Annotated in this window: 20 protein-coding genes, 2 tRNA genes and 1 pseudogene; 8 read left to right on the top strand and 15 right to left on the bottom strand. The window is 67.8% G+C overall.

The genetic code is table 11. The features are described 5' to 3' along the window. The first annotated feature begins 35 nt into the window (after window positions 1–35). On the top strand, window positions 36–1,064 hold the full coding sequence (locus GVV86_RS01040) for an NAD(P)/FAD-dependent oxidoreductase (protein ID WP_159800916.1): 1,029 nt from the start codon (window positions 36–38) through the stop codon (window positions 1,062–1,064). Continuing rightward, complete coding sequence (locus GVV86_RS01035; protein WP_159800914.1) at window positions 1,061–1,735, top strand: class I SAM-dependent methyltransferase; 675 nt, start codon at window positions 1,061–1,063, stop codon at window positions 1,733–1,735. Before GVV86_RS01040 ends, GVV86_RS01035 begins: the two co-directional genes overlap by 4 nt. A 119-nt stretch (window positions 1,736–1,854) precedes the next feature. Here GVV86_RS01035 and GVV86_RS01030 read toward each other — a convergent pair whose 3' ends face one another. From GVV86_RS01030 to GVV86_RS01010, 5 genes are all read right to left on the bottom strand, one after another. Continuing rightward, window positions 1,855–2,847 carry a hypothetical protein gene (locus GVV86_RS01030; RefSeq protein WP_159800912.1) on the bottom strand — a complete coding sequence of 331 codons (993 nt, stop codon included), beginning with the start codon at window positions 2,845–2,847 and terminating at the stop codon, window positions 1,855–1,857. Window positions 2,848–3,416: 569 nt separating this feature from the next. Then, a tRNA-Met gene (locus tag GVV86_RS01025) sits at window positions 3,417–3,490 on the bottom strand. 54 nt (window positions 3,491–3,544) lie between these two features. Further along, window positions 3,545–3,616: transfer RNA gene (locus GVV86_RS01020), tRNA-Thr, on the bottom strand. Between the two features lie 128 nt (window positions 3,617–3,744). Next, a complete protein-coding gene (locus tag GVV86_RS01015; protein ID WP_159800910.1) occupies window positions 3,745–5,652 on the bottom strand; it encodes a DEAD/DEAH box helicase in 1,908 nt (635 codons plus the stop codon). Between the two features lie 338 nt (window positions 5,653–5,990). Next, window positions 5,991–6,632 (bottom strand): MOSC domain-containing protein, encoded by a 642-nt coding sequence (locus GVV86_RS01010; RefSeq protein ID WP_159800908.1) that lies wholly within the window; start codon window positions 6,630–6,632, stop codon window positions 5,991–5,993. A gap of 98 nt (window positions 6,633–6,730) precedes the next feature. On the opposite strand from GVV86_RS01010, the gene GVV86_RS01005 reads away from it, so the two are divergent. Both GVV86_RS01005 and GVV86_RS01000 read left to right on the top strand, forming a co-directional pair. Beyond that, window positions 6,731–7,942, top strand: coding sequence for an amidohydrolase (locus GVV86_RS01005; protein WP_159800906.1), 1,212 nt, complete (start codon window positions 6,731–6,733; stop codon window positions 7,940–7,942). After that, complete coding sequence (locus GVV86_RS01000) at window positions 7,939–8,379, top strand: hypothetical protein (RefSeq protein ID WP_159800904.1); 441 nt, start codon at window positions 7,939–7,941, stop codon at window positions 8,377–8,379. Before GVV86_RS01005 ends, GVV86_RS01000 begins: the two co-directional genes overlap by 4 nt. Before the next feature lie 32 nt (window positions 8,380–8,411). Here GVV86_RS01000 and GVV86_RS00995 read toward each other — a convergent pair whose 3' ends face one another. Both GVV86_RS00995 and GVV86_RS00990 read right to left on the bottom strand, forming a co-directional pair. Then, window positions 8,412–9,578, bottom strand: coding sequence for a cystathionine gamma-synthase (locus tag GVV86_RS00995; protein WP_159617729.1), 1,167 nt, complete (start codon window positions 9,576–9,578; stop codon window positions 8,412–8,414). A gap of 22 nt (window positions 9,579–9,600) precedes the next feature. Beyond that, the gene (locus tag GVV86_RS00990; protein ID WP_159800902.1) at window positions 9,601–10,977 is read right to left on the bottom strand and encodes a cystathionine beta-synthase; all 1,377 of its coding nucleotides are present in this window, start codon (window positions 10,975–10,977) and stop codon (window positions 9,601–9,603) included. Between the two features lie 263 nt (window positions 10,978–11,240). Here GVV86_RS00990 and GVV86_RS00985 point away from each other — a divergent pair, with 263 nt between their 5' ends. Next, window positions 11,241–12,215, top strand: coding sequence for a DNA-3-methyladenine glycosylase family protein (locus tag GVV86_RS00985; protein WP_159617731.1), 975 nt, complete (start codon window positions 11,241–11,243; stop codon window positions 12,213–12,215). 147 nt (window positions 12,216–12,362) lie between these two features. Here the strand turns inward: GVV86_RS00985 and GVV86_RS00980 are convergent, their stop codons facing one another. After that, window positions 12,363–12,755: a thioredoxin family protein gene (locus GVV86_RS00980; protein ID WP_159617732.1), complete on the bottom strand. Its 393-nt coding sequence runs from the start codon at window positions 12,753–12,755 to the stop codon at window positions 12,363–12,365. Between the two features lie 196 nt (window positions 12,756–12,951). Between GVV86_RS00980 and GVV86_RS00975 the strand changes: the two genes are divergently transcribed. Continuing rightward, window positions 12,952–13,734, top strand: coding sequence for a helix-turn-helix domain-containing protein (locus tag GVV86_RS00975; protein WP_159800900.1), 783 nt, complete (start codon window positions 12,952–12,954; stop codon window positions 13,732–13,734). Between the two features lie 11 nt (window positions 13,735–13,745). Continuing rightward, on the top strand, window positions 13,746–14,249 hold the full coding sequence (locus GVV86_RS00970) for a DUF6314 family protein (RefSeq protein WP_159800898.1): 504 nt from the start codon (window positions 13,746–13,748) through the stop codon (window positions 14,247–14,249). Here the strand turns inward: GVV86_RS00970 and GVV86_RS00965 are convergent, their stop codons facing one another. Beyond that, window positions 14,250–14,546, bottom strand: a complete 297-nt coding sequence (locus GVV86_RS00965) for a hypothetical protein (protein WP_159617735.1) — start codon at window positions 14,544–14,546, stop codon at window positions 14,250–14,252. It lies immediately after the preceding gene. 121 nt (window positions 14,547–14,667) lie between these two features. Here GVV86_RS00965 and GVV86_RS00960 point away from each other — a divergent pair, with 121 nt between their 5' ends. Further along, the gene (locus GVV86_RS00960; RefSeq protein ID WP_159617736.1) at window positions 14,668–14,889 is read left to right on the top strand and encodes a hypothetical protein; all 222 of its coding nucleotides are present in this window, start codon (window positions 14,668–14,670) and stop codon (window positions 14,887–14,889) included. Between the two features lie 57 nt (window positions 14,890–14,946). Here the strand turns inward: GVV86_RS00960 and GVV86_RS00955 are convergent, their stop codons facing one another. The 6 genes and pseudogenes from GVV86_RS00955 to GVV86_RS00930 form a co-directional block, all read right to left on the bottom strand. Further along, the gene (locus tag GVV86_RS00955) at window positions 14,947–15,291 is read right to left on the bottom strand and encodes a YtxH domain-containing protein (RefSeq protein WP_159800897.1); all 345 of its coding nucleotides are present in this window, start codon (window positions 15,289–15,291) and stop codon (window positions 14,947–14,949) included. A 976-nt stretch (window positions 15,292–16,267) separates the two neighbouring features. After that, window positions 16,268–16,654: pseudogene (locus GVV86_RS18945) on the bottom strand (M15 family metallopeptidase); the annotation flags it as partial. Between the two features lie 314 nt (window positions 16,655–16,968). After that, entirely contained in the window at window positions 16,969–17,646 is a 678-nt protein-coding gene (locus tag GVV86_RS00945) for an HNH endonuclease family protein (RefSeq protein WP_246669831.1), read from the bottom strand. A 114-nt stretch (window positions 17,647–17,760) separates the two neighbouring features. Then, window positions 17,761–19,905 (bottom strand): acyltransferase family protein, encoded by a 2,145-nt coding sequence (locus GVV86_RS00940; RefSeq protein ID WP_246669830.1) that lies wholly within the window; start codon window positions 19,903–19,905, stop codon window positions 17,761–17,763. 389 nt (window positions 19,906–20,294) lie between these two features. Further along, a complete protein-coding gene (locus GVV86_RS00935; RefSeq protein ID WP_159800893.1) occupies window positions 20,295–20,786 on the bottom strand; it encodes a GNAT family N-acetyltransferase in 492 nt (163 codons plus the stop codon). An 18-nt stretch (window positions 20,787–20,804) separates the two neighbouring features. Further along, complete coding sequence (locus tag GVV86_RS00930) at window positions 20,805–21,404, bottom strand: Panacea domain-containing protein (protein ID WP_159800891.1); 600 nt, start codon at window positions 21,402–21,404, stop codon at window positions 20,805–20,807. Window positions 21,405–21,634: the final 230 nt, after the last annotated feature.

Below are 21,634 nucleotides of genomic sequence, written 5' to 3'. Positions count from 1 at the left end.
GCCGACCGTAGGCGCCCAGGAAAAGGAGAAGCATCATGCAGGACTCTTCGCGCTATGACGTCGTGATCATCGGCGGCGGCGCCGCCGGGCTCAGCGCGGCGGTGGCCCTCGGCCGCTCGCTGCGCACCACGGCCGTGATCGACTCCGGGTCACCGCGGAACGCCCCCGCGGCCGGGGTCCACAACTTCCTGTCCCGGGACGGCGTGCCGCCGCTCGAGCTCGTGGCGTCAGGCCGCGCCGAGGCGGCGTCCTACGGATCGGTCTTGATCGATGCGGAGGCGGTGCGCGTCGAGAAGGATCCGGCCGGGTTCACCGTCACCCTGCAGGACGGCGGGCGCCTCTCCGGCCGGCGCCTGCTCGTGACGACAGGGCTCTCCGATGAACTGCCCGACGTCGAGGGGCTCGCCGCGCACTGGGGTTCCGGCGTCATCCACTGCCCCTACTGCCACGGGTACGAGGCCCGCGGTCAGGCCATCGGCGTCCTGGCGACCGGGCCGATGGCGATGCACCAGGTCCAGATGTTCCGGCAGCTCAGCGACGACGTCACGCTGTTCCTGCACACCGGACCGGAGCTCACCGACGATGAGTGGGAGCTTTTGGCCGCATTGTCGGTCCGGGTTGTCGACGGCCGGGTCGCTTCGGTGCGGGGCCCCGCCGGAGCACTGTCGGGGGTGCAACTCGAGGACGGTTCAGGCTTTCCGCTTGACGCCCTTGTGGTGGCGCCGCGCTTCGCCGCGCGGTCGGCCCTGCTTGAGTCCCTCGGCGTAAGAATCTCCGAACACCCCATGGGCATCGGCTACTCGGCCGAGGTCGACCCGCAGGGCCGCACCTCCGTTCCCGGGGTGTGGGCGGCCGGCAATGTGGCGGACCCGGTGGCCCAGGTGATGGCCTCGTCCGCCGCCGGGCTGGGGGCCGGTGCGGCGATCAACGGGGACCTCATCGCCGAGGACGCGGCGGCCGCCGTGGCCGCCCGCCGCGCAGCCGGCGGGGAGTCTGGCCGTGACGGAGCCTCCACTGCGGGGCAGAATGAGTCCATCGGTCAAAAGAGCGGCGCACACTCATGAATCTTCACATCGAAATGGACCAGGAATTCTGGGACCGCAGATACACGGAGCAGCGCAGGATCTGGAGCGGGAACCCGAATCCCCACCTCGTCACAACGGCCTCCGCGCTGCTTCCCGGGCGCGCACTCGATGTCGGCTGCGGCGAGGGCGCCGACGCCCTGTGGCTGGCCCGCAGCGGGTGGCGGGTGACCGGCGTCGATATCTCCGAGGTCGCCCTCGGCCGGGCCCGTGAGCAGGCCCGGCTCGAGGACACCGCGGTGGCCGCCCGGGTCGACTGGGTGCACGCCGACCTTCTTGAGGCACCGCCGGCACCGGGCGGCTTCGACCTGGTCTCGGCACAGTTCATGCAGCTGCCGGAGCCGGCGCGCTCGGTGCTGTTCGCGGGCCTCGCCGACGCGGTGGCGCCGGGCGGCACGCTCCTCATTGTCGGCCACCACCCCTCGGACCTGCAGACGGCGGCGCGGCGGCCGCCGCTGCCCGAACTGTTCTACACCGCGGAGGACCTCATCCCTCTGCTCGACGGCGGCTGGGACGTCACCGCCTCCGAGGCGCGGCCGCGTGCGGTCGACGACGCTGCAGGCCACGCTGCGGTGGTCCGGGACACGGTGCTCCAGGCCCGACGGCTGAACACCAGCCGGGCACCGGCGCCGCCTGCGGCGGGCCCGGTGTAACGCCGCCGGCGCAGGCGCAGGCGCACGCCTCGACGGGAGGGGCCCGAGCCGGGGCAGCAGCTCCGGCTGCGGCCCCTCCCGGCCAGGAAAGCCTTCTCGTGCGTCGCGGGGGGGATTTCCTACTTGCCGTTGTTAACTTCAAAAGGCACGATCAGGATGCCCGAGGTGGTCGAGTTGCGGCCGTGCCGGTCATTGCAGTCGGCGCGCAGGAACAGCCTGTGCGTGCCATTGGTCAGCCGGGTGGTGTCGATGCTGATTCGCCCGTCATACTCCCCGCCCGCTCGCCGGAGGATCAGACCGGGAACGTTGGCATGGAGATCCGGGTCGATGCGGACTTCGTGGGCCGTAACGGGCGGGTCCTCCGCATCGCCGTGCCAAACCATCTTGACGGCGGGGGACCACGTGCCGCTGACGGGTGCATTTGGAACCGGAACAGTCATGAGAGCGGCTTCACAGTAGCCGCCCTCCGCCAGATCGCTCCCGGGCGCTGAGTACCATCCCTTACCGCGCAAATAGGGATCCCGGGAGACATCCCTCACGGTGCGGGTCGGCGACAGATCGACAGTGTACTGAAAGTTGAGGGAGGCGGTCATGCGGGCTGTGGCTGTCGTGCCGCCCGCAGCAGGGTCTGCAACGTCAGAAAAGAAACGCAGCCGCGCTTCTTTGAGACCATCGGTCGAGAATACGGACGGATCAACCCTCACCTTGCCCCAACGGGTGCACGTACCTGGAGTGGGGCACGTCCAACCCGTTTGGTAGAGCTTGGACTGCGTCTTCTCGGCAGACGAACTCTTCATGACAACCGACACGTAGGGCGTCGAGGTCTTGCCGGTATTGACCATCTGGAGGCCGGGATCATGAAGAATCATCCGGATATCGAGCGTGAAGGGTCCGGTCACGGTTTCGCGTTCGGGAACACAGGCTCCCACATGGATATGGCCATGGTCTGTGCCTGCGGGCGCCGCTCCCTCGGTGGGCAGCCACCAGGACTGGGCATCGACGAAGTGACGCTTCTCGGGATAACCCGCACAGGTGAGGGGGTCAGGAGTACCGGCCACGGCCGGGGCGACGGGGGCGCCGAGTGCGGTGCTCGCCACAAGGAGTAGCGCCACTACCATGCGTACGGGTCGTTGAAGATACCTCGGAGTTATCTGCACAGCTGACTCCGTTCAATGCTGGCCGCTTGCACCTGATCGACTGGAGCTGCCTCGGACGATGAGATCGAAGGGCCGCCTGGCGGTTCGGTATTTCAGGTGCCGACCAGCCGGCCTGTCAGGGGAACCCGGTAAACGTCCGGAATGTTCGGACATCGGATGGAGCAGCACCTGGCCGGGTGAGGTTGGGTGGCAACACTACGCGCGCAGGGCTCCCGGGAGGGCCTGATCCGACCGGGTGGGGTCAACGTTCAGGCCATCACATGAAAACCGCCAGATCCGCACAGCGGTTCGCTGCTGGCGGTTTACTGGGATAAATGTACGTCTTCGCGGTCTTGAGGCGAAGAGATGGCTCCTTATGTTGCGCGGGGCTCGCGTGAGGGTTCAGGACGCGGCCGGCCACGCTGCGTGGTCGGGACCCGGCGCTCCGGACGGTCCGCAGCCCGTGCCCCGGCAGCCGGACCGGGGCTGCGAACCGGCCCCAAACAAAATCCCCGAGGCCTGTGGGCCTCGGGGACTGCTTTTTGTAGCGGTGGTGGGACTCGATCCCACGACCTCACGATTATGAGTCGTGCGCTCTAACCAGCTGAGCTACACCGCCCTAAATGAGTCTGCCCGCACCGATCGGATGATCGTCACGGGCCCCTCATTTACGAGCCCCCCACCGGAATCGATCCGGTGACCTCGTTCTTACCAAGAACGCGCTCTACCACTGAGCTAGGGGGGCAACGACAAGAAACTTTACCAGTTCCGAGCCGCTGTGCGAAATCTACAACCACCCTGACGGGCGGACCCCTGATTTCGCTTCGGATCCCCGCCGTGGCGGGGATCCGAAGGGGTCAGCCTAGGTGATTTTCACCACTGGTCGGTCTGCGCATTGGAGCGGCCGAGACCGGCTCCGGCAGCCTTGCCCGACCGCGGCTTGCGCGCGCTGTCGCTGGAGAACCGGGTGTCGCCGTCGCGCTTCTTGAAGTCCTTCGAGTCCTTGTTGAATTCCTTCTTGAAGGGCTTCTTGAACTCGCCGGCCGGACGCTCGCGGTTGGGCTTGCGGCCCTTGTCGAGCTCGAGGTGGATCAGCTCACCGCCGATGCGGGTCTTCGACAGGGCGCGCCACTGATCCTTGGAGAGATCCGCGGGGAGCTCAACGAGGGTGTGGTCGGCGCGGATGTCGATGCCGCCGATCTGCGAGGAGGAGAGCCCGCCCTCATTGGCGATGGCACCCACGATGGAGCCGGGCATGACGCGCTGGCGGCGTCCGACGGCGATCCGGTAGGTGGCATTGCCTTCGGTGAGGGTGCGCGTCGGCCCGCGGGAGCCGAAGGCGTCCTTGCGGCCCTCCGAGCGCTCGCGCTGCCCGGCGGGAGCCACTGGGATGTCCTTCACCAGCAGCGGGTTGCTGCCCTGGGCCATGACGGCCAGCGCGGCGGCGATCTCGGCGGCCGGAACGTTGTGCTCCTGCTCGTAGCTCGCGATGAGGTCACGGAACGCCGCGACATCCTCGCTGGCGAGGGTCTTGGTGATCTTCTCGGCGAACTTGTTCAGGCGCAGCTCGTTGATGGTCGCCGAGGAGGGAAGCTGCATCTGCTCGACCGGCTGGCGGGTCGCCTTCTCGATGGAGCGCAGCAGGTACTTCTCGCGCGGTGTCATGAACAGGATCGCGTCACCCGACCGCCCGGCGCGGCCGGTGCGGCCGATGCGGTGGACGTAGGACTCGGTGTCGTGCGGGATGTCGTAGTTGACCACGAGCGAGATACGCTCTACGTCGAGCCCGCGGGCGGCGACGTCGGTGGCCACGAGGATGTCGATCTTGCCCTCACGCAGGGCCTCGACGGTGCGCTCGCGCTGCTGCTGGGGAATGTCTCCGTTGATGGCTGCGGCCGAGAAGCCCCGTGAACGCAACTTGTCCGCCAGGTCTTCGGTCGCCATCTTGGTACGGACGAAGGCAATGATGCCGTCGTAGTCCTCAACCTCGAGGATGCGGGTCATGGCGTCGAGCTTGTGCGGGCCCATGACCTGCAGGTAGCGCTGACGCGTGTTGGTGCCGGTGGTCGTCTTGCCCTTGACCGCGATCTCGGCCGGATCGTTCAGGTACTTCTTGGCGATGCGGCGGATGGCCGGGGGCATGGTGGCGGAGAACAGCGCCACCTGCTTCTCGGCCGGGGTCGAGGAGAGGATCTGCTCGACATCCTCGGCGAAGCCCATGCGGAGCATCTCGTCGGCCTCGTCGAGCACGACGTACTCAAGGGCCGACAGGTCGAGGGAACCCTTGGAGATGTGGTCGATGACGCGGCCGGGTGTGCCGACGACAACCTGGGCGCCGCGGCGCAGGCCCGCAAGCTGGGGTCCGTAGGGGGATCCGCCGTAGACGGGCAGCACGGTGAAGCCGTCCATGTGGCGGGCGTAGGAGGTGAACGCCTCGGCGACCTGGAGCGCGAGCTCGCGGGTCGGGGCGAGGACCAGGACCTGGGTGTTCTTGCTGACACCGTTGATGTCGGCCAGCTCGGCCATCTTCGACAGCGCGGGAACCGCGAATGCTGCGGTCTTTCCGGTGCCGGTCTGGGCCAGGCCGACGACGTCGCGGCCCTCGAGGAGCGCCGGAATGGTGGCGGCCTGGATGGGTGAGGGCTTCTCGTAGCCGACGTCGGTCAGCGCGGCGAGGACGCGGGCGTCGAGGTTGAGGTCGGTGAACAGCAGCTCTCCAGCGTCATCGGCAGCCGGGGCGTCAACGTTTTCGGAGATTTCGGGGGACAGATTTTCAGGCATGGAGGAAAGACCTTCAGGTAGATGCCGGACGGCCTGGAAGGCGGGAGCCAACTGGTGCCGTGCTTACAACGAAATCCGGCACTGTTTCAATCCCGCGGCAGGACTTCCCGTCACAACTGGGCTTCCTGCTCCAAGAGCTGAAATGTGTGACGTTTTCTTCTAGCCGGCGCTCCCTGATGAATCTGCTCGCGGAAATCTCGACGAGCCCCAACACAACCTATCCGCCTGAAAAGGGCGGAAATTAAGGGAATACCGGTGTGGGGGATGTTTCTATCCTACCGCATGCGGGCCCCGGCCTCTGCCCTTCGGGCCCGGATGGTCGGGTGACGTTGGGCACGTTAGGCACCGGCGAGGGCCTGCACCGCTGCCCTGCGGACCTGCGGGGCGAGCGTGAGCTCCTGCGCCCCGGCCTCCAGCAGGCTCTCGCCGGCGGCGGCGTCGAGCCCGCCGAACACCTGGGCGATGGTCACTCCGTGGGCCGGGCGCGAGGTGACGGCGACCGCCTCCCCGGCCTGCAGCGATCCGCCCTTCACCACCCGAAGGTAGGCTCCCGGGCGGTTCGCGGCGGTGAAGCGCCGGATCCAGCCGGACTCGCCCAGGTGCCGGGCGAAGTTGCCGCAGGGGATCCGCGGCATCGTCACCTCCAACTCCACGCCGTTGATGCTCCACCGTTCACCGATCACCGCGTTGCTGGCGTCGATTCCCGCGAGCCTCAGGTTCTCCCCGAACAGTCCCGGCTCAATCGCGCGGCCAAGCTCACCGCTCCAGTAGTCGGCGTCCTCCTGGGCGTAGGCATACACGGCCTTGGTGGGACCGCCGTGATTTTTGCGGTCGGCCTGAAGGTCACCGGTCAGCCCCAGCGGGTGCACCTTCACCGGCCCGGCGACGGCACGCTTGTCGATGGCGCTCACGCCGACGGTGTCGCGGGTCGGCAGCAGCCCGTGGACGAGGCAGACGGCGAGGACTCTCCCTTGGCTCATGCGGTCATCCTATGCGTCCGCGCGCCGCAGGTCCGCTCCGGGCGGGGCGCCCTCCGGGTATGTTGGGTGAACCACCGACGAGCGCGAAAGGTCCCCTCATGACCACCCCTCGAACCTCCGGCGCAGCGCCCGCGCCGGCCCTGGCCATCCTTAACGCCCATGTCGTCCCGATCGACGGCGACCCCTTCGACGGGACGGTCGTCCTCGAGGACGGAAGGATCACCGCCCTCGGCGCCGGCGTCGAGGCACCGTCCGGGATGGAAACCCTGGACGCGGCAGGTAAATGGCTGCTTCCGGGCTTCGTCGACGCCCACGTCCACCTGGGCACCCACGAGGAGGGCGAGGGCTCGGCCGGCGACGACACCAACGAGATGACCGACCCGGTGATGGCCGGGGTGCGGGTTCTCGACGCCATCAACCCGTACGATCCCGGCTTCGACGACGCCCTGGCCGGCGGAATCACCACCGTGAACGTCAACCCCGGCTCCGGCAACCCGATCGGCGGGCTCGCCGTCGCCATCCACACCCACGGCCGGTACATCGAGGAGATGCTGCTCCGCTCCCCCAGCGGCCTGAAGTCCGCCCTGGGCGAGAACCCCAAGCGGGTGTACGGCGGGAAGGACAAGACGCCCTCGACCCGCCTCGGCACCGCCCTGATCATCCGCAAGGCGTTCAAGGACGCCCAGAACTACCTGGGCAAAGACGACGAAAACGCCCGCGACCCGCACCTCGAGGCCCTCGCCATGGTCCTGCGCCGCGAGATTCCCTGGCGGCAGCACGCCCACCGGGCCGACGACATCGCCACCGCCCTCCGGCTCGCCGACGAGTTCGGTTACGACCTGGTGCTCGACCACGGCACCGAGGCCCACCTGCTGGCGGACGTGCTGGCCGAGCGCGGCACGCCGGTGCTGATCGGGCCCCTGTTCACCACCAAGTCCAAGGTCGAGCTGCGGGGCCGGTCGCTGGCGAACCCGGGCAAACTCGCGGCGGCGGGCGTCGAGATCTCGATCATCACCGACCACCCCGTCATTCCCATCAACTTTCTGGTGCACCAGGCCACCCTGGCCATGAAGGAAGGCCTCGACCGCACCACGGCCCTGCGCTCGATCACCCTCAACCCGGCCAAGGTGCTCGGGCTGGCCGACCGGCTCGGCTCGCTCGCGGTGGGGAAAGACGCCGACATCGTGCTCTGGAGCGGTGACCCGCTCGATGTGATGCAGCGGGCCCTGGGCGTGTGGATCGGCGGGCGGAAGGTCTACGCCTACGACACGGAGGCGCGCGCCGGCGTCGTCACCCCGCGCGGGGCATGAGGCGCGCCCCCGCCGCGGGAAGGCAGGACCCGGCGCGCCCGCGCCACCCGCGGACGCTCCGGGCGGCCTCGTTGCTGTGGCTGGTGGCCGCGGTGCTGCTCCTCGTGTCGGCGGGTTCGTTCGCCGGTTCGGCCGCTCTGCCCGGCTCGGACAGCACCGCGCTCACCGGGCTCGCAGCCGTGCTGGGCGCGCTGGCCGTCCTGCAGCTCGTGCTCCTGCTGCGCCTGCGCCGGGGCCGGCGCAGCGCCCGTGAACTGCTGAGCACCGTGGGAATCATCGCCGGGCTTCCGGTGCTGGTGCGCGGCACGCCTGGCCTGTCGGTCATCGCCGTCGTGATGCTGCTGGCGGTGGTGCTGATGTGGCTGCCGGCCAGCAGTGCCTATTTCCAGGTGACCGACCCCAAGGCCAGGAAAAAGCGGGGGCTGCCCGGTACCTGACCGGACAGCCCTTCCTTCCGCTGACGGGGCTGCTAGCCGCGGAGGGCGGCCAGGGCCTGCTCGAGGTCGCCGATGAGGTCCTCAAGGTCCTCGATGCCCACGGAGAGCCGGATGAGGTTCTCCGGCACCGCCAGATCGGTGCCTTTCACGGAGGCGTGCGTCATGGCCGAGGGGTAGTTCATGAGCGACTCGATGCCGCCCAGTGACTCCGCGAGGGTGAAGACCTTCGTCGATTCGGCCACCGCCCGCGCTGCGGGCTCCCCACCGGTGAAGGTCACCGAGATCATGCCGCCGAAGCTCTTCATCTGCGCCGCGGCGAGGTCGTGGCCCGGGTGCTCCGGCAGCCCCGGGTAGTAAACCCGCTCCACGCCCTCCTGCTCGGTGAGCCACCGGGCGATCGACGCGGCGTTCGAGCTGTGCCGGTCCATGCGCACGCCCAGGGTCTTCAGGCCCCGAGTGGTCAGCCAGGCCTCCATCGGCGCTGACACCGCACCCACGGCGAACTGGATGAAGCCCACCTTCTCGGCCAGCTCGGCATCCTTCACGATGACGGCCCCGCCGCTGGCGTCGGAGTGCCCGCCGATGTACTTGGTGGTCGAGTGCACGACGACGTCGGCCCCGAAGCCCAGGGGCTGCTGCAGGTAGGGGGAGGCGAAGGTGTTGTCGACGACCAGCAGCGCACCGGCCGCGTGGGCGATTTCCGCGACGGCGGCGATGTCGGTGATCTTCATCATCGGGTTCGAGGGGGTCTCAACCCACACCATGCGGGTCTGCCCGCCGGCGACGGCGGCGCGCACGGCGTCGAGGTCGGCCATGTCGACGGCGCTGTTGGTGATGCCCCACTGGGAGAGCACCCGGTCGATCAGGCGGTAGGTACCGCCGTAGGCGTCGTTCCCGAGCACGATGTGGTCTCCGGGCCGCAGCGCCGCCCGGATGAGCGAATCCTCAGCGGCCAGGCCCGAGGAGAAGCTGAACGCATGCGTTCCGCCCTCGAGCGCCGCCAGCTGGGACTGCAGGGCGTCGCGCGTCGGGTTCGTGCCGCGGCCGTACTCATAGCCGTTGCGCAGCTTGCCGATGCCGTCCTGGGCGAACGTCGTCGTCTGGTAGATGGGCGGGATCACGGCCCCGGTGGTCGGGTCGGGAACCTGGCCCGCATGGATCGCGCGGGTGTTGAAGCCTGAATTGCTTGAGTGCGTCACGCTGCTCCTGGTGGTCGAGGGGTTAGCTGCTCATATAGGTCAGCAGGTCATGGCGGGTCAAAATTCCCACCGGCGCCCCGGCGAGGGTGACCAGGACTGTGTCACTGTGCTCGAGGCGCTCCCGCGCCGTGCCAACGGACTCCAGTGAGCCGATCAACGGCAGTTTCGGGCCCATGTGGGCCGAAACGCTGTCGGAGAGTTTGGCCTGGCCGGTGAAGATCTTCCCCGTCAGCGAGCGCTCATCGACCGATCCGAGCACCTCGCCCAGCACCACGGGCGGCTCGTGCGAGAGCACCGGCACGCTGGAGAGCCCGTACCGGGTCATCAGGGCGATGACGTCGCGGAGGGTGTCGCCCGGGCGGGTGTGGACGAGGTCGGGCAGGGTGCCGGCCTTCGCGTGGAGCACCTCGGCCACGGGCGCGTCGTCGCCGGCGTCGAGGAAGCCGTGCGACTCCATCCAGCCGTCGCTGAAGATCTTTCCGAGGTAGCCGCGCCCGCCGTCGGGCAGCAGGACGACTACGACGTCGTCGGCGGTCAGGTCCTTGGCCGCACGCAGCGCCGCGACCACCGCCATGCCGCAGGATCCGCCGACCAGCAGGCCCTCCTCGCGGGCCAGGCGCCGGGTCATGGCGAAGCTCTCGGCGTCGGAGACGGCGATGATCTCATCGGGCACGGAGGGATCGTAGGAGGCGGGCCAGATGTCCTCGCCGACTCCCTCGACGAAGTAGGGGCGCCCGGTGCCGCCGGAGTAGACCGAGCCCTCGGGGTCGGCTCCAATGACCCGGACCGGCCCGCCGGCGCGGTCCGCTGATACCTCCTTGAGGTAGCGTCCGGTGCCGGTGATGGTGCCGCCGGTGCCGACGCCCGTGACGAAGTGGGTGATCCGCCCGTCGGTGTCGTTCCAGATCTCCGGCCCGGTGGTCTCGTAGTGGCTGAGCGGTCCGTTGGGGTTGGAGAACTGGTCGGGCTTGTACGCGCCGGGGATCTCGCGGGTGAGCCGGTCGGAGACCCCGTAGTAGGACTCCGGGCTGTCCGGTGCCACGGCCGTGGGGGTGACCACGACCTCCGCGCCGTAGGCGGCGAGGACGTTGCGCTTGTCCTCACCGACCTTGTCCGGCACCACGAAGACGCACTTGTAGCCGCGCTGCTGGGCCACCAGGGCCAGCCCGACGCCGGTGTTACCCGAGGTCGGCTCAATGATGGTGCCGCCGGGCCGCAGCTTGCCCTCGGCCTCCGCGGCGTCGAGCATCTTCGCCGCGATGCGGTCCTTGACCGACCCGCCGGGGTTCAGGTACTCGACCTTCGCCAGCACCGTCGCCGCGATGCCGTCGGTGACCTTATTGAGCTTGACCAGGGGGGTGTTGCCGATCAGGTCAACAACCGAGTTCGCATACTTCATAGTCCTAAAGCTACCGGGTGGCGCTCCAGCCGGAGTGCGGCCTGAAACACAGGGACCCAAACTTGTGCCCGCAGGTCCCCTTTCCGACGAACGGACCACTTCGCGACAGACGCACCGGATTAATCGCGCGCGTTTGTCGCTTTTGGGTGCGCTGGACGTCTTGGGGCTGCCCCGACGTCATGGAGCACACCGGTCCTGCCATCCGGCGGAGTGTCGCGCGGCGGGCACGCCGGGGGCGCCCGGGTCCGTGGCACCATGGTGGAATGAGCAGTTCCCCCGTTGTCGTCGGTTCCCCCGGCGTCACGACGGTCTGGGAGCCCGGCGGCCCCTACCACCTCGCCGGCACGATCGGCCCGCTTCAGTGCGGCGCGTACGACCCGGCCTTCCGCACCGTCGGCAGCGCCCACTGGCTCGCCTTCCGCACCGCCGACGGCGCCACCACCCTGCGCCTCCGGCAGCGCGGCACTCTTCGTTCGTCCCGGATCGAAGCCACAGCCTGGGGCCCCGGCGCCGAAGCAGCCCTCCACGGGCTTCCGCGCATGCTCGGCAGCGAGGACGACTGGAGCGGGTTCGACAGCCCCGACTTCCGGGCCACGCTGCCCGAGCTCGCCAGGAAGGGCCGCTACCTCAGTCCCGGGCTCCGCCTGCCCTCCACCGGGCGCGTCCTCGACGCCACGGCCCGGGCCGTGCTGGAGCAGCGGGTTACCACCTTCGAGGCAAGGCGCTCGTGGCGGTACCTGCTCGAACGGTACGGGGATCCCGCCCCGGACGCCGGCGGATCCGCTCCCCCCGAACTGCGCCTGCCACCCACCGCCGAACAGTGGCGGAAGGTCCCCTCCTGGGAGTGGCACCGAGCCGGCGTCGACCCCCGCCGTTCGGCCACGCTGCTCAGGGCGTCGCTCGTCGCCTCGGGGCTCGAGCGCCTCGCCGCGGTGCCCGCCGGCCCGCTGGTGAGCCGGGGTCTCTCCTCGGTTTCCGGGATCAGCGTCTGGACCTCGGCCGAGGTCATGCAGCGCACGCACGGGGACCCGGACTCCATTTCGGTCGGGGACTACCACCTTGCCTCGTTCGTCGGGGCCGCCCTCACCGGGCGGCGGACCGACGATGCCGGGATGCTCAAGCTGCTCGCCCCGTGGGCGGGGAACCGTCAACGGGTGGTGCGCATGCTCTACGCCAGCGGCTTCCGCAAGCAGGCTTTCGGACCGCGCCTTCGGCCCGAGGACCACCGCCGGCGCTGACCCCGTCGGCGCCGGCTCACAGCCCTGATTCACAGCTCTAATTCACTGCCCTCCGGAGCAGCTGTACGTCCGGGGAACGTTCAAGCCCCCACCTCCGAGTGGAGGTGGGGGCATGAACCAGAGTCTTGGGTGGAGCCTGTTCCTGCCTTACTGTCCGTCGGCGGGATCCGCCTGGGCGGCGGCCTGCTGCTGGGCGACCTGCTCGTGGACGGCCTTCATGTCCAGGCCCTTGACGGCGTCGACGAGCTCGGAGAACTGCGAGGAGTTCAGCGCGCCGGGCTGGGAGAACACGAGGACCTGCTCGCGGAACGCCATCAGCGTCGGGATCGAGGTGATCCCCGCGGCGGCGGCGAGGGACTGCTCGGCCTCGGTGTCGACCTTGGCGAAGACGACGTCGTCGTGCTGCTGGGAGGCGGCGTCGTAGACGGGGGCGAACCGGGTGCACGGGGCACACCAGTCGGCCCAGAAGTCGACGAACACGATGTCGTTCTTCTCGATGGTCTCGGGGAAGCTTGCCTCGGTGATGTCGATGGTTGCCATGGTTCAACCGTAACGAGTCCACCGGGCGGTGTCGCCCGTGTTCGCTGTCGATGAAGCCTCCCGCCGGGCTCGCCGCGGGGGCCGCCGCAGGCAGAAAACCTCCGCTGCCGCCGGACACGATGGAGGATGCCTGTGTTTGCGCCGGGCCCGCCGCAGGCATAGCGTGGCAGGTATACAACTCCAGCCCTAGGCAATCATGAGCGACTCCCCGGCAAATGCTGCCGCTCCACATGCGGTGCAGGCGCGCAGGACGCTCGAAGCGGGCGCATCGGCGGCCGCGCGTCTCCACGGTACGTCGACTGCGCCCGAGGGCTGGCTCCTCCTAGTGGTGGCGGCGGGAATTGCCTGCTACTTCGCGGCGTCCTTCCTCGGCGTGCGGGCCTCACAGCTCACAGGAACCGCGCTCGCCGTTCTCCTCGTGGCAATTGCCATCCTCGGGGTGGCCCTGCCGTTCCTGCTGCGCCGGCACCGCACCATCCGCCCGCGGCACTTTCCGGTCATCGAAACCGCGGCCATCGCGGCGTCGGTGCTCCTTGGCACGGCGTACCTGCAGCACTTCCGCGGGGCGCCCCCCGGGATTTCCGATGCGTTGTCCGCCGGTTTCACCGCGGTCCTGCCGCTGGTCGCCTGCGCCCTGTTCCTCATCGTTCGGTCCGTGGCGCTGGGCTCCGGTGCACGCGCGGTTGACCCGCCGGTTCCCCAGCGCGACCGGCACCTCACCCTCCTCACCGCCCTGACGCGGGTTCACTGCGCCTCCCCGTCCAGCCTGGGCGCCGCCGTCGGCCTTCCCCCTGGCGAGCTGGCGGCCGTGGCCGCAGGACTTGAGAAGCAGGGCCTCCTCACGGCGCAGGAGCGCCTCATCTCCCCCCGGGACACGGCCGAGGTCCGCCTCACCGGCAGGGGACGCACGGAGGTCCAGGAGCGTACGGCGGCCCTCCTGGCGGCTGCCGGTCCTTCTCGCCAACCTCCGCCGGACTAGGCTTGAGTGCCATGAATGTCCCGGTTCCCGATCTTCGCTCCTACCTGCTCGGCACCTGGCGCGTCCGCCGCAGCCTGCTCAACCGCGCCGATTCCACGGAGGGCACGTTCACAGGAACCCTCACCGTCCAGCCGGTGACCGACGACGGCCCGGGGCTGTCCTGGCGCGAGGAGGGGACCGTGCACTGGCCCGGCGCCCGTCTCTGCGCCGGCCGGTCGGTTCCGCCCTTCACCGGCCCCGCAAACCGGCAGTACCTTCTTGTTCCCGGCGGGCAGGGGGCGCCGTGGGAGGTCCTGTTCCAGGACGGCAGGCCCTTCCACCGCCTCGGCCTCACCGCAGGCTCCTGGCGGGATGAGCACTGGTGCTCCCCCGACACCTACCGGGTGGAGTACACCGCACTGGCGCAGGACCGGCTGAGGTACCAGTGGGACGTCACCGGGCCCGCCAAGGACCAGCTGCTGACGACGGAGCTGACGCGGGAGAGCCAGCCCCGGTCAGGCGCCGGTCCCTGGTGATCAGGCGGCGTACCTCCCGGGGGCCGGCAGTTCCCTGCGGGTGCACTGATCGGCCGGAAGCCAGGCTTCGCGCGCCCGAGAATGCTCGATCCACTGGACCCGCACGGCGTCGGTGGTCCAGGCCATGGCGAAGCCCTTAACGGTGCGGACGGTGCCGTCGGCATAGGTGAGCCGGGCCCACAGGGCAGGGGCCTTCACCGACTCGGTCACCGCCACAGCGGGCCGCTCCAACTGCAGCGGCGGCCCGTACCGGTCGGCGGCCGGCGGAATCCCGTGCCACCCCGAAGCCTGTGCCATGCCAACAGGGTAGACCTGTGCGGTGACACCGGCGAGGGGTTGCCCTGCCGAGGGTTCCCCCGGAAAAGCGCGACGGCCGGGGACCCGAAAACTAGAATGGTCGGGAAGGAAGGAACCGCCGATGAAGGCCTATGACTCGCTGCCGCCGATGGCGAAGCGCCTGACAAAATGGGCTGCTCTCGGGTTCGCCGCGGCCGTCGTGCTTGGCGCCGTCCTGATGGTCTTCGTTGACTTCTGGATGGCGTTCTTCATAGCGCTGGGCCTGTACCTCGCACTGATCGGCCCCCTGAATGCGGCCGCCCGGCGGGAGCACCTGGAGATTCTGCGCTCCAAAGGACACTGAAACGGGCCCGGCCGGCACACACTGTGCCCGCCGGACCCGTATTGCAGGGTGCCCGGATCAGCTCAGCGGCGGACGCGAGTTGAGGTCGTCGAGCCCGGTCCCGGAGAGGCCCTCATCGGTCACGGGCGGCGGTACGACGGCGACGGGGGTGCCTGAGTACGGTGTGTCCTTGGAGTCCGAGCCGTTGCCCCGCTTCTTCAGGACGCTCGTAAGCTTCCCCTGGACGGCGGGGGCCTTGTCCTTGACCGTGTCGGTGGCACTCGAGACGGTGCTCTGGATCTTGGGGTTGTTCCACAGCTGGTTGGCCTTGGTCCGGATCTTCTCGTAGCTCTCCCGGCCGGCCCGCGTGCCCAGAACATACCCGGCGGCCATGCCCGAGGCGAAAACAAGCTTGTTTTTCATCGTGGTGCTCCGTTCGCAGATGGACGCTGTCTCCTTGAATCTAGACCAGCGGCATCGGCGGCGCATTTGGCTCATTCTTCTGGATTTGCGGGGCACCCTCCCGTAGAATCGCGTACCCACCCGGAGAATCCCGCGCGCCCGCGACGGGCCCGGCGTCCCCGGGCGCGGGACAGCATCAGCGGAAGACGCTGAGGGGACCCCACCCGGACCCGACCTGCCTGCTGCCCAGGAACTTATTGGTTCCGAGTCCGTGGTAGAGCAACCGTCCGTCGGTCGCCTTGGCGATCAGCCCTCGGGTTCCGGCGCCGTCGAAGCCGGCGGCGGCGTGCGACTGGACGATGGCGTTCCACCCCGAGGCAACCTGGCGGCGCGGCTCGGAGACGAACCGGCCCGCACCGTCGGAGCGGTACAGGATCAGCGCTCCGGACGCCCGTGTGGCCAGCATGTCCTCCCGCCGGTCATTGTCGAAGTCGGCCATCGTCAGTTTCAAGCCCTGCCAGCCGCTCCCGATCGCCTGACGCGCTCCGAGGGCGCCGCCAGCGGGATTCGGGTAGTAGAACAACGTACCGGCCGAGTCGTATCCGACCACCCCTGGATACCGATGCCCGTTGTGCCATTTGCCTACGGTGATGGTCATCGACTGCCATCCCGCGCTTCCGACCGTCATGGGGCTGAGGAATCCGCCGGAGGCGCGGCCAAGGTAGACCGTCAGCCTTCCCGTCTTCCACTGACCCACCAGGTCATTGACCCCGTCGGAGTTCCAGTCGGCGACGAAGCCGGACTTCAGCCCGGTCCAGCCGGAGCCGATCCTGGTGCGGGGGGCGAATCCTCCCCGCAGGTTTCCTGGATAGTTCCAGAGCGTCCCGGCGGAATCGGCGGCAGCAACGTCCGCGGCGCTGCGGATGGAGGGGTTGGCCGGCACCGAGAAGTACTGCTCCATCGTCGGGATGCCGCGGTTCTTCATGTCGGTCGCCAACGGCACGCCGACATAGCGCAGGTGCCAGGGTTCATAGGTGTAGCCCGTGATGTGCGTGTAGCCCTTCGGGTACCGGACGATGAAGCCGTACCGGTGGGCGTTGGCCGCCACCCAGCGGCCGCCGGGGGTGTCTCCGAAGCAGCCGGCGAGCTCGCACTGCCCCGCGGCGTTGCCGACGTCGACGGCGAGGCCGGTCTGGTGTTCGCTGTAGCCGGGTTTGGCGGAAATCCGGTCGGCCTCGGCCTGGCCGTAGATCCGCAAGTAGTGGTTGTACAGGGCCGCCTGCTCATCGTACGAGCGGTAGGCGCTGACGACGCCGAGCGAGTGACCCGCAGAGCGGGCACCGCTGACGAGCTGGGTGACTGACGAGGCGACATCCCGCCGCATCCAGTGGCCCGTGCCGGCCCAGTTGACCCGGTCCGGAGGGACGTACCGCAGGGGGTTCAGCGGCCGGGTCTTGTTGACGAGCACCCAGTAGTTGTTCGGGTCCGACACCGGGGCCGCGCGGGCCGGGCTCACCCCGATCAGGCACATCAGCAGAACAATAAAGACGACGACGGTGCGGCGGGCGGCTCCATTGAGCCCGCTCTCCCTGGAAGCCCGCATGCCAGCCCTCCCGCTTCAGCGACCTTGGCGCTCAGAATACTCTTTGCCACCCCCGAATGGGAGGGCCGGGACACCCGCCGGCGCAGCGCCTGCGGTCAGATCTTGGTGATACTGAGCCTGGACGGCGGGCACGCGTCGGCGTACCGGACGAGTGCGGCCTTCTCGGTGCTGTCGGCTGTCAGGCCCCAGCGCGTCTTCACTGTGATCCACTGCGCGATGTAGGCGCAGCGGTTCGACGGAGGAACCCATCCCTCGGGGCCCGACGTTTGCTTGGCCCTGGTCAGGGTCCCCGGCTGGGCGTTGAGCGAGCCCGGATAGCCCAGGTCGTTGTAGAAGGCGACCCGGCGGTCCTGAGTCCATGAGCGTGCCCCCGACCCCCAGGCCTCGTGGGCCGGAACCGTATGGTCGATCTGGACGGTGGTGGCCGACTTATGGGTCCGGTTGTCGAAACCGGTCACCCACCGGCTGTTCGCGACCGTGCAGCGCCGGGCTGAGGTGTAGTTGGGCGAACCCTTGCTCTCCTGGACCAGCACCTCGGCGCGGGTGTCCTGGCAATCGCCGTCCGCGTCGACCCAGTGGCCGAAGTAGCGGTCGCGGTCGAAGCCAAGATTGTCTTCTGCTGCCACGGGAAGGGACCGGGCTGCCTCCTGAAGCGTGGTGACGTCGGCTGATGCGGCAGCAGGTGCGGCGGAGGCCGGCGCGGCGGCAGGCTCGACTGCGGTGACGAGGAGGCCCGCGGCGAGCAGCGCCAGGAACCCGGACTTGATGTTCATGCTCAATTCCTGAAAGACAATGTGCCTCCAACAGGCACTCGAATAAGCATCCCACCCTCTGCCGGGCTGTAGGGCGTCGGTGGGTGAAAACTGCGGGAAAACTTGGCCTGCGCGTCAGCGCAGAGCGTCGTGGAAGCGCTTCTCGAACTCCGGCAGCGTCGTCTTGGTGTAGGTAGTCGTCAGGTGGTTGTCGTCAAGATAGACGTAGACGTTGCCGACCACCGGACTGCAGGTGCCGTCGGGGCAGATCAGGTCGGTCATATCGACAAACCGAAGCGCTCCGTTGGAGGCCTCCGCGGGCGGCACGGGCGGGGTTGCCGCGAGTTTCTCGCTGAGCGGGAAGGTGCACTTGTCGGATTCCGCGCCGTGCTCCTCGACGCACCGGATCATGTTGAAGGTGAACCGGGGGTTGTCGCGGAGTCCGACGACACGGATACCGGCCTCCCCCAGGACGGCAGCCACCTCCGGCAGGCCCGCGACGGCGCGCTCCGCACTGGTTTTCTTGTCCGACCGTGTCGCCATGGTGAGCACGGCGTCCGGCCTCATCTTCAGGGCGTAGGCCGTGGCGGCCTCGTTGAAGTTGTTGCACCCGGCGGACCGGGTCTCGCTGGCCGTGCCGTAATTGCATCCGCCGAGAAGCAGGGTGGTCAGCTGGTAGTTGTGGCGTTCCGCCAGGAGCTCAAGGGGCTCCACCCACTGCTCGACGTGGGAGTCCCCGATCACGAGGATTTCCTTGCTTGGTGTGCCCTCGGCGGGCTTGAAGGCGCACACCCGGATCACTGTCGCGTCGCCGTCGGGAGCATGTTCTCCTTCGCACTCGCCGGCGAGCGCCCCCCACTCCCCCTTCAGGCTGCCCAGGTCGGGAATGGGCGGAGTGTCCCCCGTTGAACGGTCGACGAACCCGGCCATCAGGGAGTACGCGCCTGGGTTCTGGGTGTCGGCCTCGGCGATCAGGTTCGCCGCCTGCACGCGCATTACCTGCTGTACGGCGCCCACCGGCACCGCGACGAGGCCAAGGCAGGCCGCGATCACCACCAGGGTCCGCACCCGGCTCGCCTCCACCTTGGGAAGGTTCCGCAGAGGGCGTTCCACGAGGCGCGTCGTGACATAGGCGAGCATCAGGGACAGCACGATGATTCCGGTGCCTCCGACCGGCCCGACGGCGTCGCGCCCCCGGTACACCAGGTAAATGACCAGGATGGGCCAGTGCCACAGGTAGAGCGCGTAGGAAAGATCGCCCATCTTCACCAGCGGCCCCCAGGAGAGCAGCCGGTCGGCGCCCAGCCGGCTGCCGGTCTGGCCGGCCGAAATGACCAGCGCCGCCGACAGCAGCGGCCACAGCGCGACGAACCCCGGGAACTCCCCTTCGACGTCCAGCACGTACCCGGCGCTGAGCATCCCGGCCAGTCCCAACCAGCCCGCGGCGACAGCGAGGACCCTGGGGAGCCTCAGGTAGGGCAACGCCAGCGCCAGCAGGGTGCCCAGGGCGAACTCCCACAGCCGCGCCCGCGTATCAAAGTACGCGTAGGCCTGGTTGGTGTTGGTTTCGTAGATGGAGAAAGCGAGCGACACCGCGAAGACGACGCCGAACAGCACCGCGGTCACGGTCCTGAACCGCAGGCGAAAAGCCTTCGATGCCAGAGACGCGCCGAGGAAGAGCAGCGGCCACAGCACGAAGACCTGGCCCTGGATGGAAAGGGACCAGAAATGCTGGAGCGGGCTGGCGACGCTGGTATCCGCGTAGTAGTCAACGGACTCGGCAGCCAGCAGCCAGTTCTGGAAGTAGAACAACGACGCCCAGGAATGTTCAAGTACGAGGGTCCATTGGGCCCGCGGAAGCAGCACGAGCGCGGCGCCGAGGGTTCCCAGAAGAACGACGGCGACGGCGGGGAGCAGGCGCTTGAACAGGTGAAGCCAGTGCCGAATCAGGCCGAACGGGGTGCCTGCCTCGGACTTCCGGACGAAGGTGAGGGTCATCAGGAACGCCGAGATCAGCAGGAAGATGTCCACGCCGCCGGACACCCGGTCGAACCAGATGTGGTACGTGACCACCATGAGGACTGCGAGAGCGCGCAGACCCTGCACCTCGGGGCGGAATCCCTGCCGGATGCCCGGTGTCCCGCGGCTTGTCGGCGGGGCGGCGAAGTGGCGTCCGCCGATGGCCCGGCGGCGGCCGCGGGGCCCTGATGTAGCAGTTGGGGAAAATGGTGCCCGTGTGCTTGCCGGTACAGCAGGGGGGTCCAGAAGGTCGTCCCTCACGGGGAATCCTTTCGTCGTCTTGCAGGGTGATGCTCCGCGTCCTGCATGACGACGTGCTCCCGTTGCCGCCTATCTTCCCATGTGCTGATCCCTCGGCGCGAAACGACCGGCGCGGAACGGCGGGGCCGCCGACCGGGCCGGGGCGGAGGAAGCCCACGCGCCGCTGCCGCAGCTAGTCGGACCGGACATGCGAAAGGCCCGCTCCATCCCGTGCTTGCCGGGTGGAGCGGGCCTTTCCTTGCTGTGGCAGATGAGGGATTCGAAACCTTTCAACGGCGCAGGTCAGGGTTGCAAGCCCCGGAAACATGCCGATTTTGATCACGGCACATCACCTTGCATCTACCTAAGTGTGGGCAAAGTGTGGGCAAAATGTGGGCAGAATGCCGTCGCTACCTAGCAGCAGCAGCGAGCGCCTTCTCGAGAGCGCGGATGGGCGCAACTAGGCGGAGAGTGTTGGGCACAAGCTGCAGGCCGGCCGTCTGGTAAAACTTCACCAGACTCTCGTTCTCGGCGTCCACGACGAAAAGTTGCACTGTACTGATGCGGTGAGCCTCTACGGCCTGAGAGATGGCGAGCTTCAGAAGCTGCTTGCCGTGACCCTGGCCTTGCACATCAGTGCTCACGCCCATCTGACACAGCAGGATACCTACTGACTGGCCGTCCGAGGAATCCTTCACCACCTTTTTGGGCATGCCCTCGGTAGCGACAATGACTGTCTTCAGTGCGAAGAAGGCGCCTATGTCGGCAGCGGCGTCGAGGCAGACGTGGGTTGCGATCTGATGACGGTTGTTCATGGCCTTGGTCTGAAACCAATCGTCCACAGAGTCTAGTCCGCACTCGAAATCTTTCACCTTGTGGTCAGGGTGAAGCTCCTCAACCACGCTCCATGGATACGCCATTTACGCCCAGAAACTCCGCATCTGAGCAGCAATGTCATCTTCGTCCAGTGCTTCAACGAACCCGGCGGGCACGAGGACGACCGCTTCATGAAACACTCGGTCCTTCGCTGCCACTTTCTGCCGGAAGTAGGACGCGAGATCTTTGTCGGGAATAAGCTCGCGATACGCCCCTTCGACGTAATTGTCCCTCCATGGGTCTTGCATGTGAGTCAGATTTCTCAGCTGACCAGCTGAGAAATCCTTGTACTGATTCCAAACTCGATGCAAAAAGCGCTCTGAATCAGCAGGTACGTGAGGACTTGCGACGTCCTGGAAAGACGAGTCTCTAGCCACAATGATCTGGTCGCTTCCCGAGAACCGCTGGTAAGCCTTGTAAACGACCGGTCCATGCCGGAACGCTTCAAGATCCTCGTCAAACAGTCGCTGGTCAGTCGACGCCAAGAAGTTGGCCTGCGCGAAGTACAAGAGCTTCTGCAGCTTTAGATGGGTCACATCGGGCTCTTCCCGGGCAGCGTCCATCTTAAGAAAGAAGTTGGAGACCTCATCAACCTGCAGGTGGTGACTAAACAGAACGGACGCCCCATCATCGACGATGGCCATTCGAATCACTCCCCAGATAACGAAAATGAGCCCTCTGCATCTCATGCGGGCTCGGTTGCAAGGTGTTGCCTCGGTCGATCCTTCCCCAGGATCTTCACTTGCCTGTCACTATACATGCACAAAGCTGTGCAAACCGACGCATTTCTCACGCATAGACGCTTGCCCTTCACAGGCGCGGGGCTGCATCAAGGTGCACGGAGAGGTGTACGGTGTGGTTTAGCTTTCCATCG

Origin of the sequence: Arthrobacter zhaoguopingii (assembly GCF_009828595.1) — a bacterium.
Classification (GTDB): domain Bacteria; phylum Actinomycetota; class Actinomycetes; order Actinomycetales; family Micrococcaceae; genus Arthrobacter_D; species Arthrobacter_D zhaoguopingii.
This window is presented reverse-complemented; position numbering and strand designations above follow the sequence as displayed.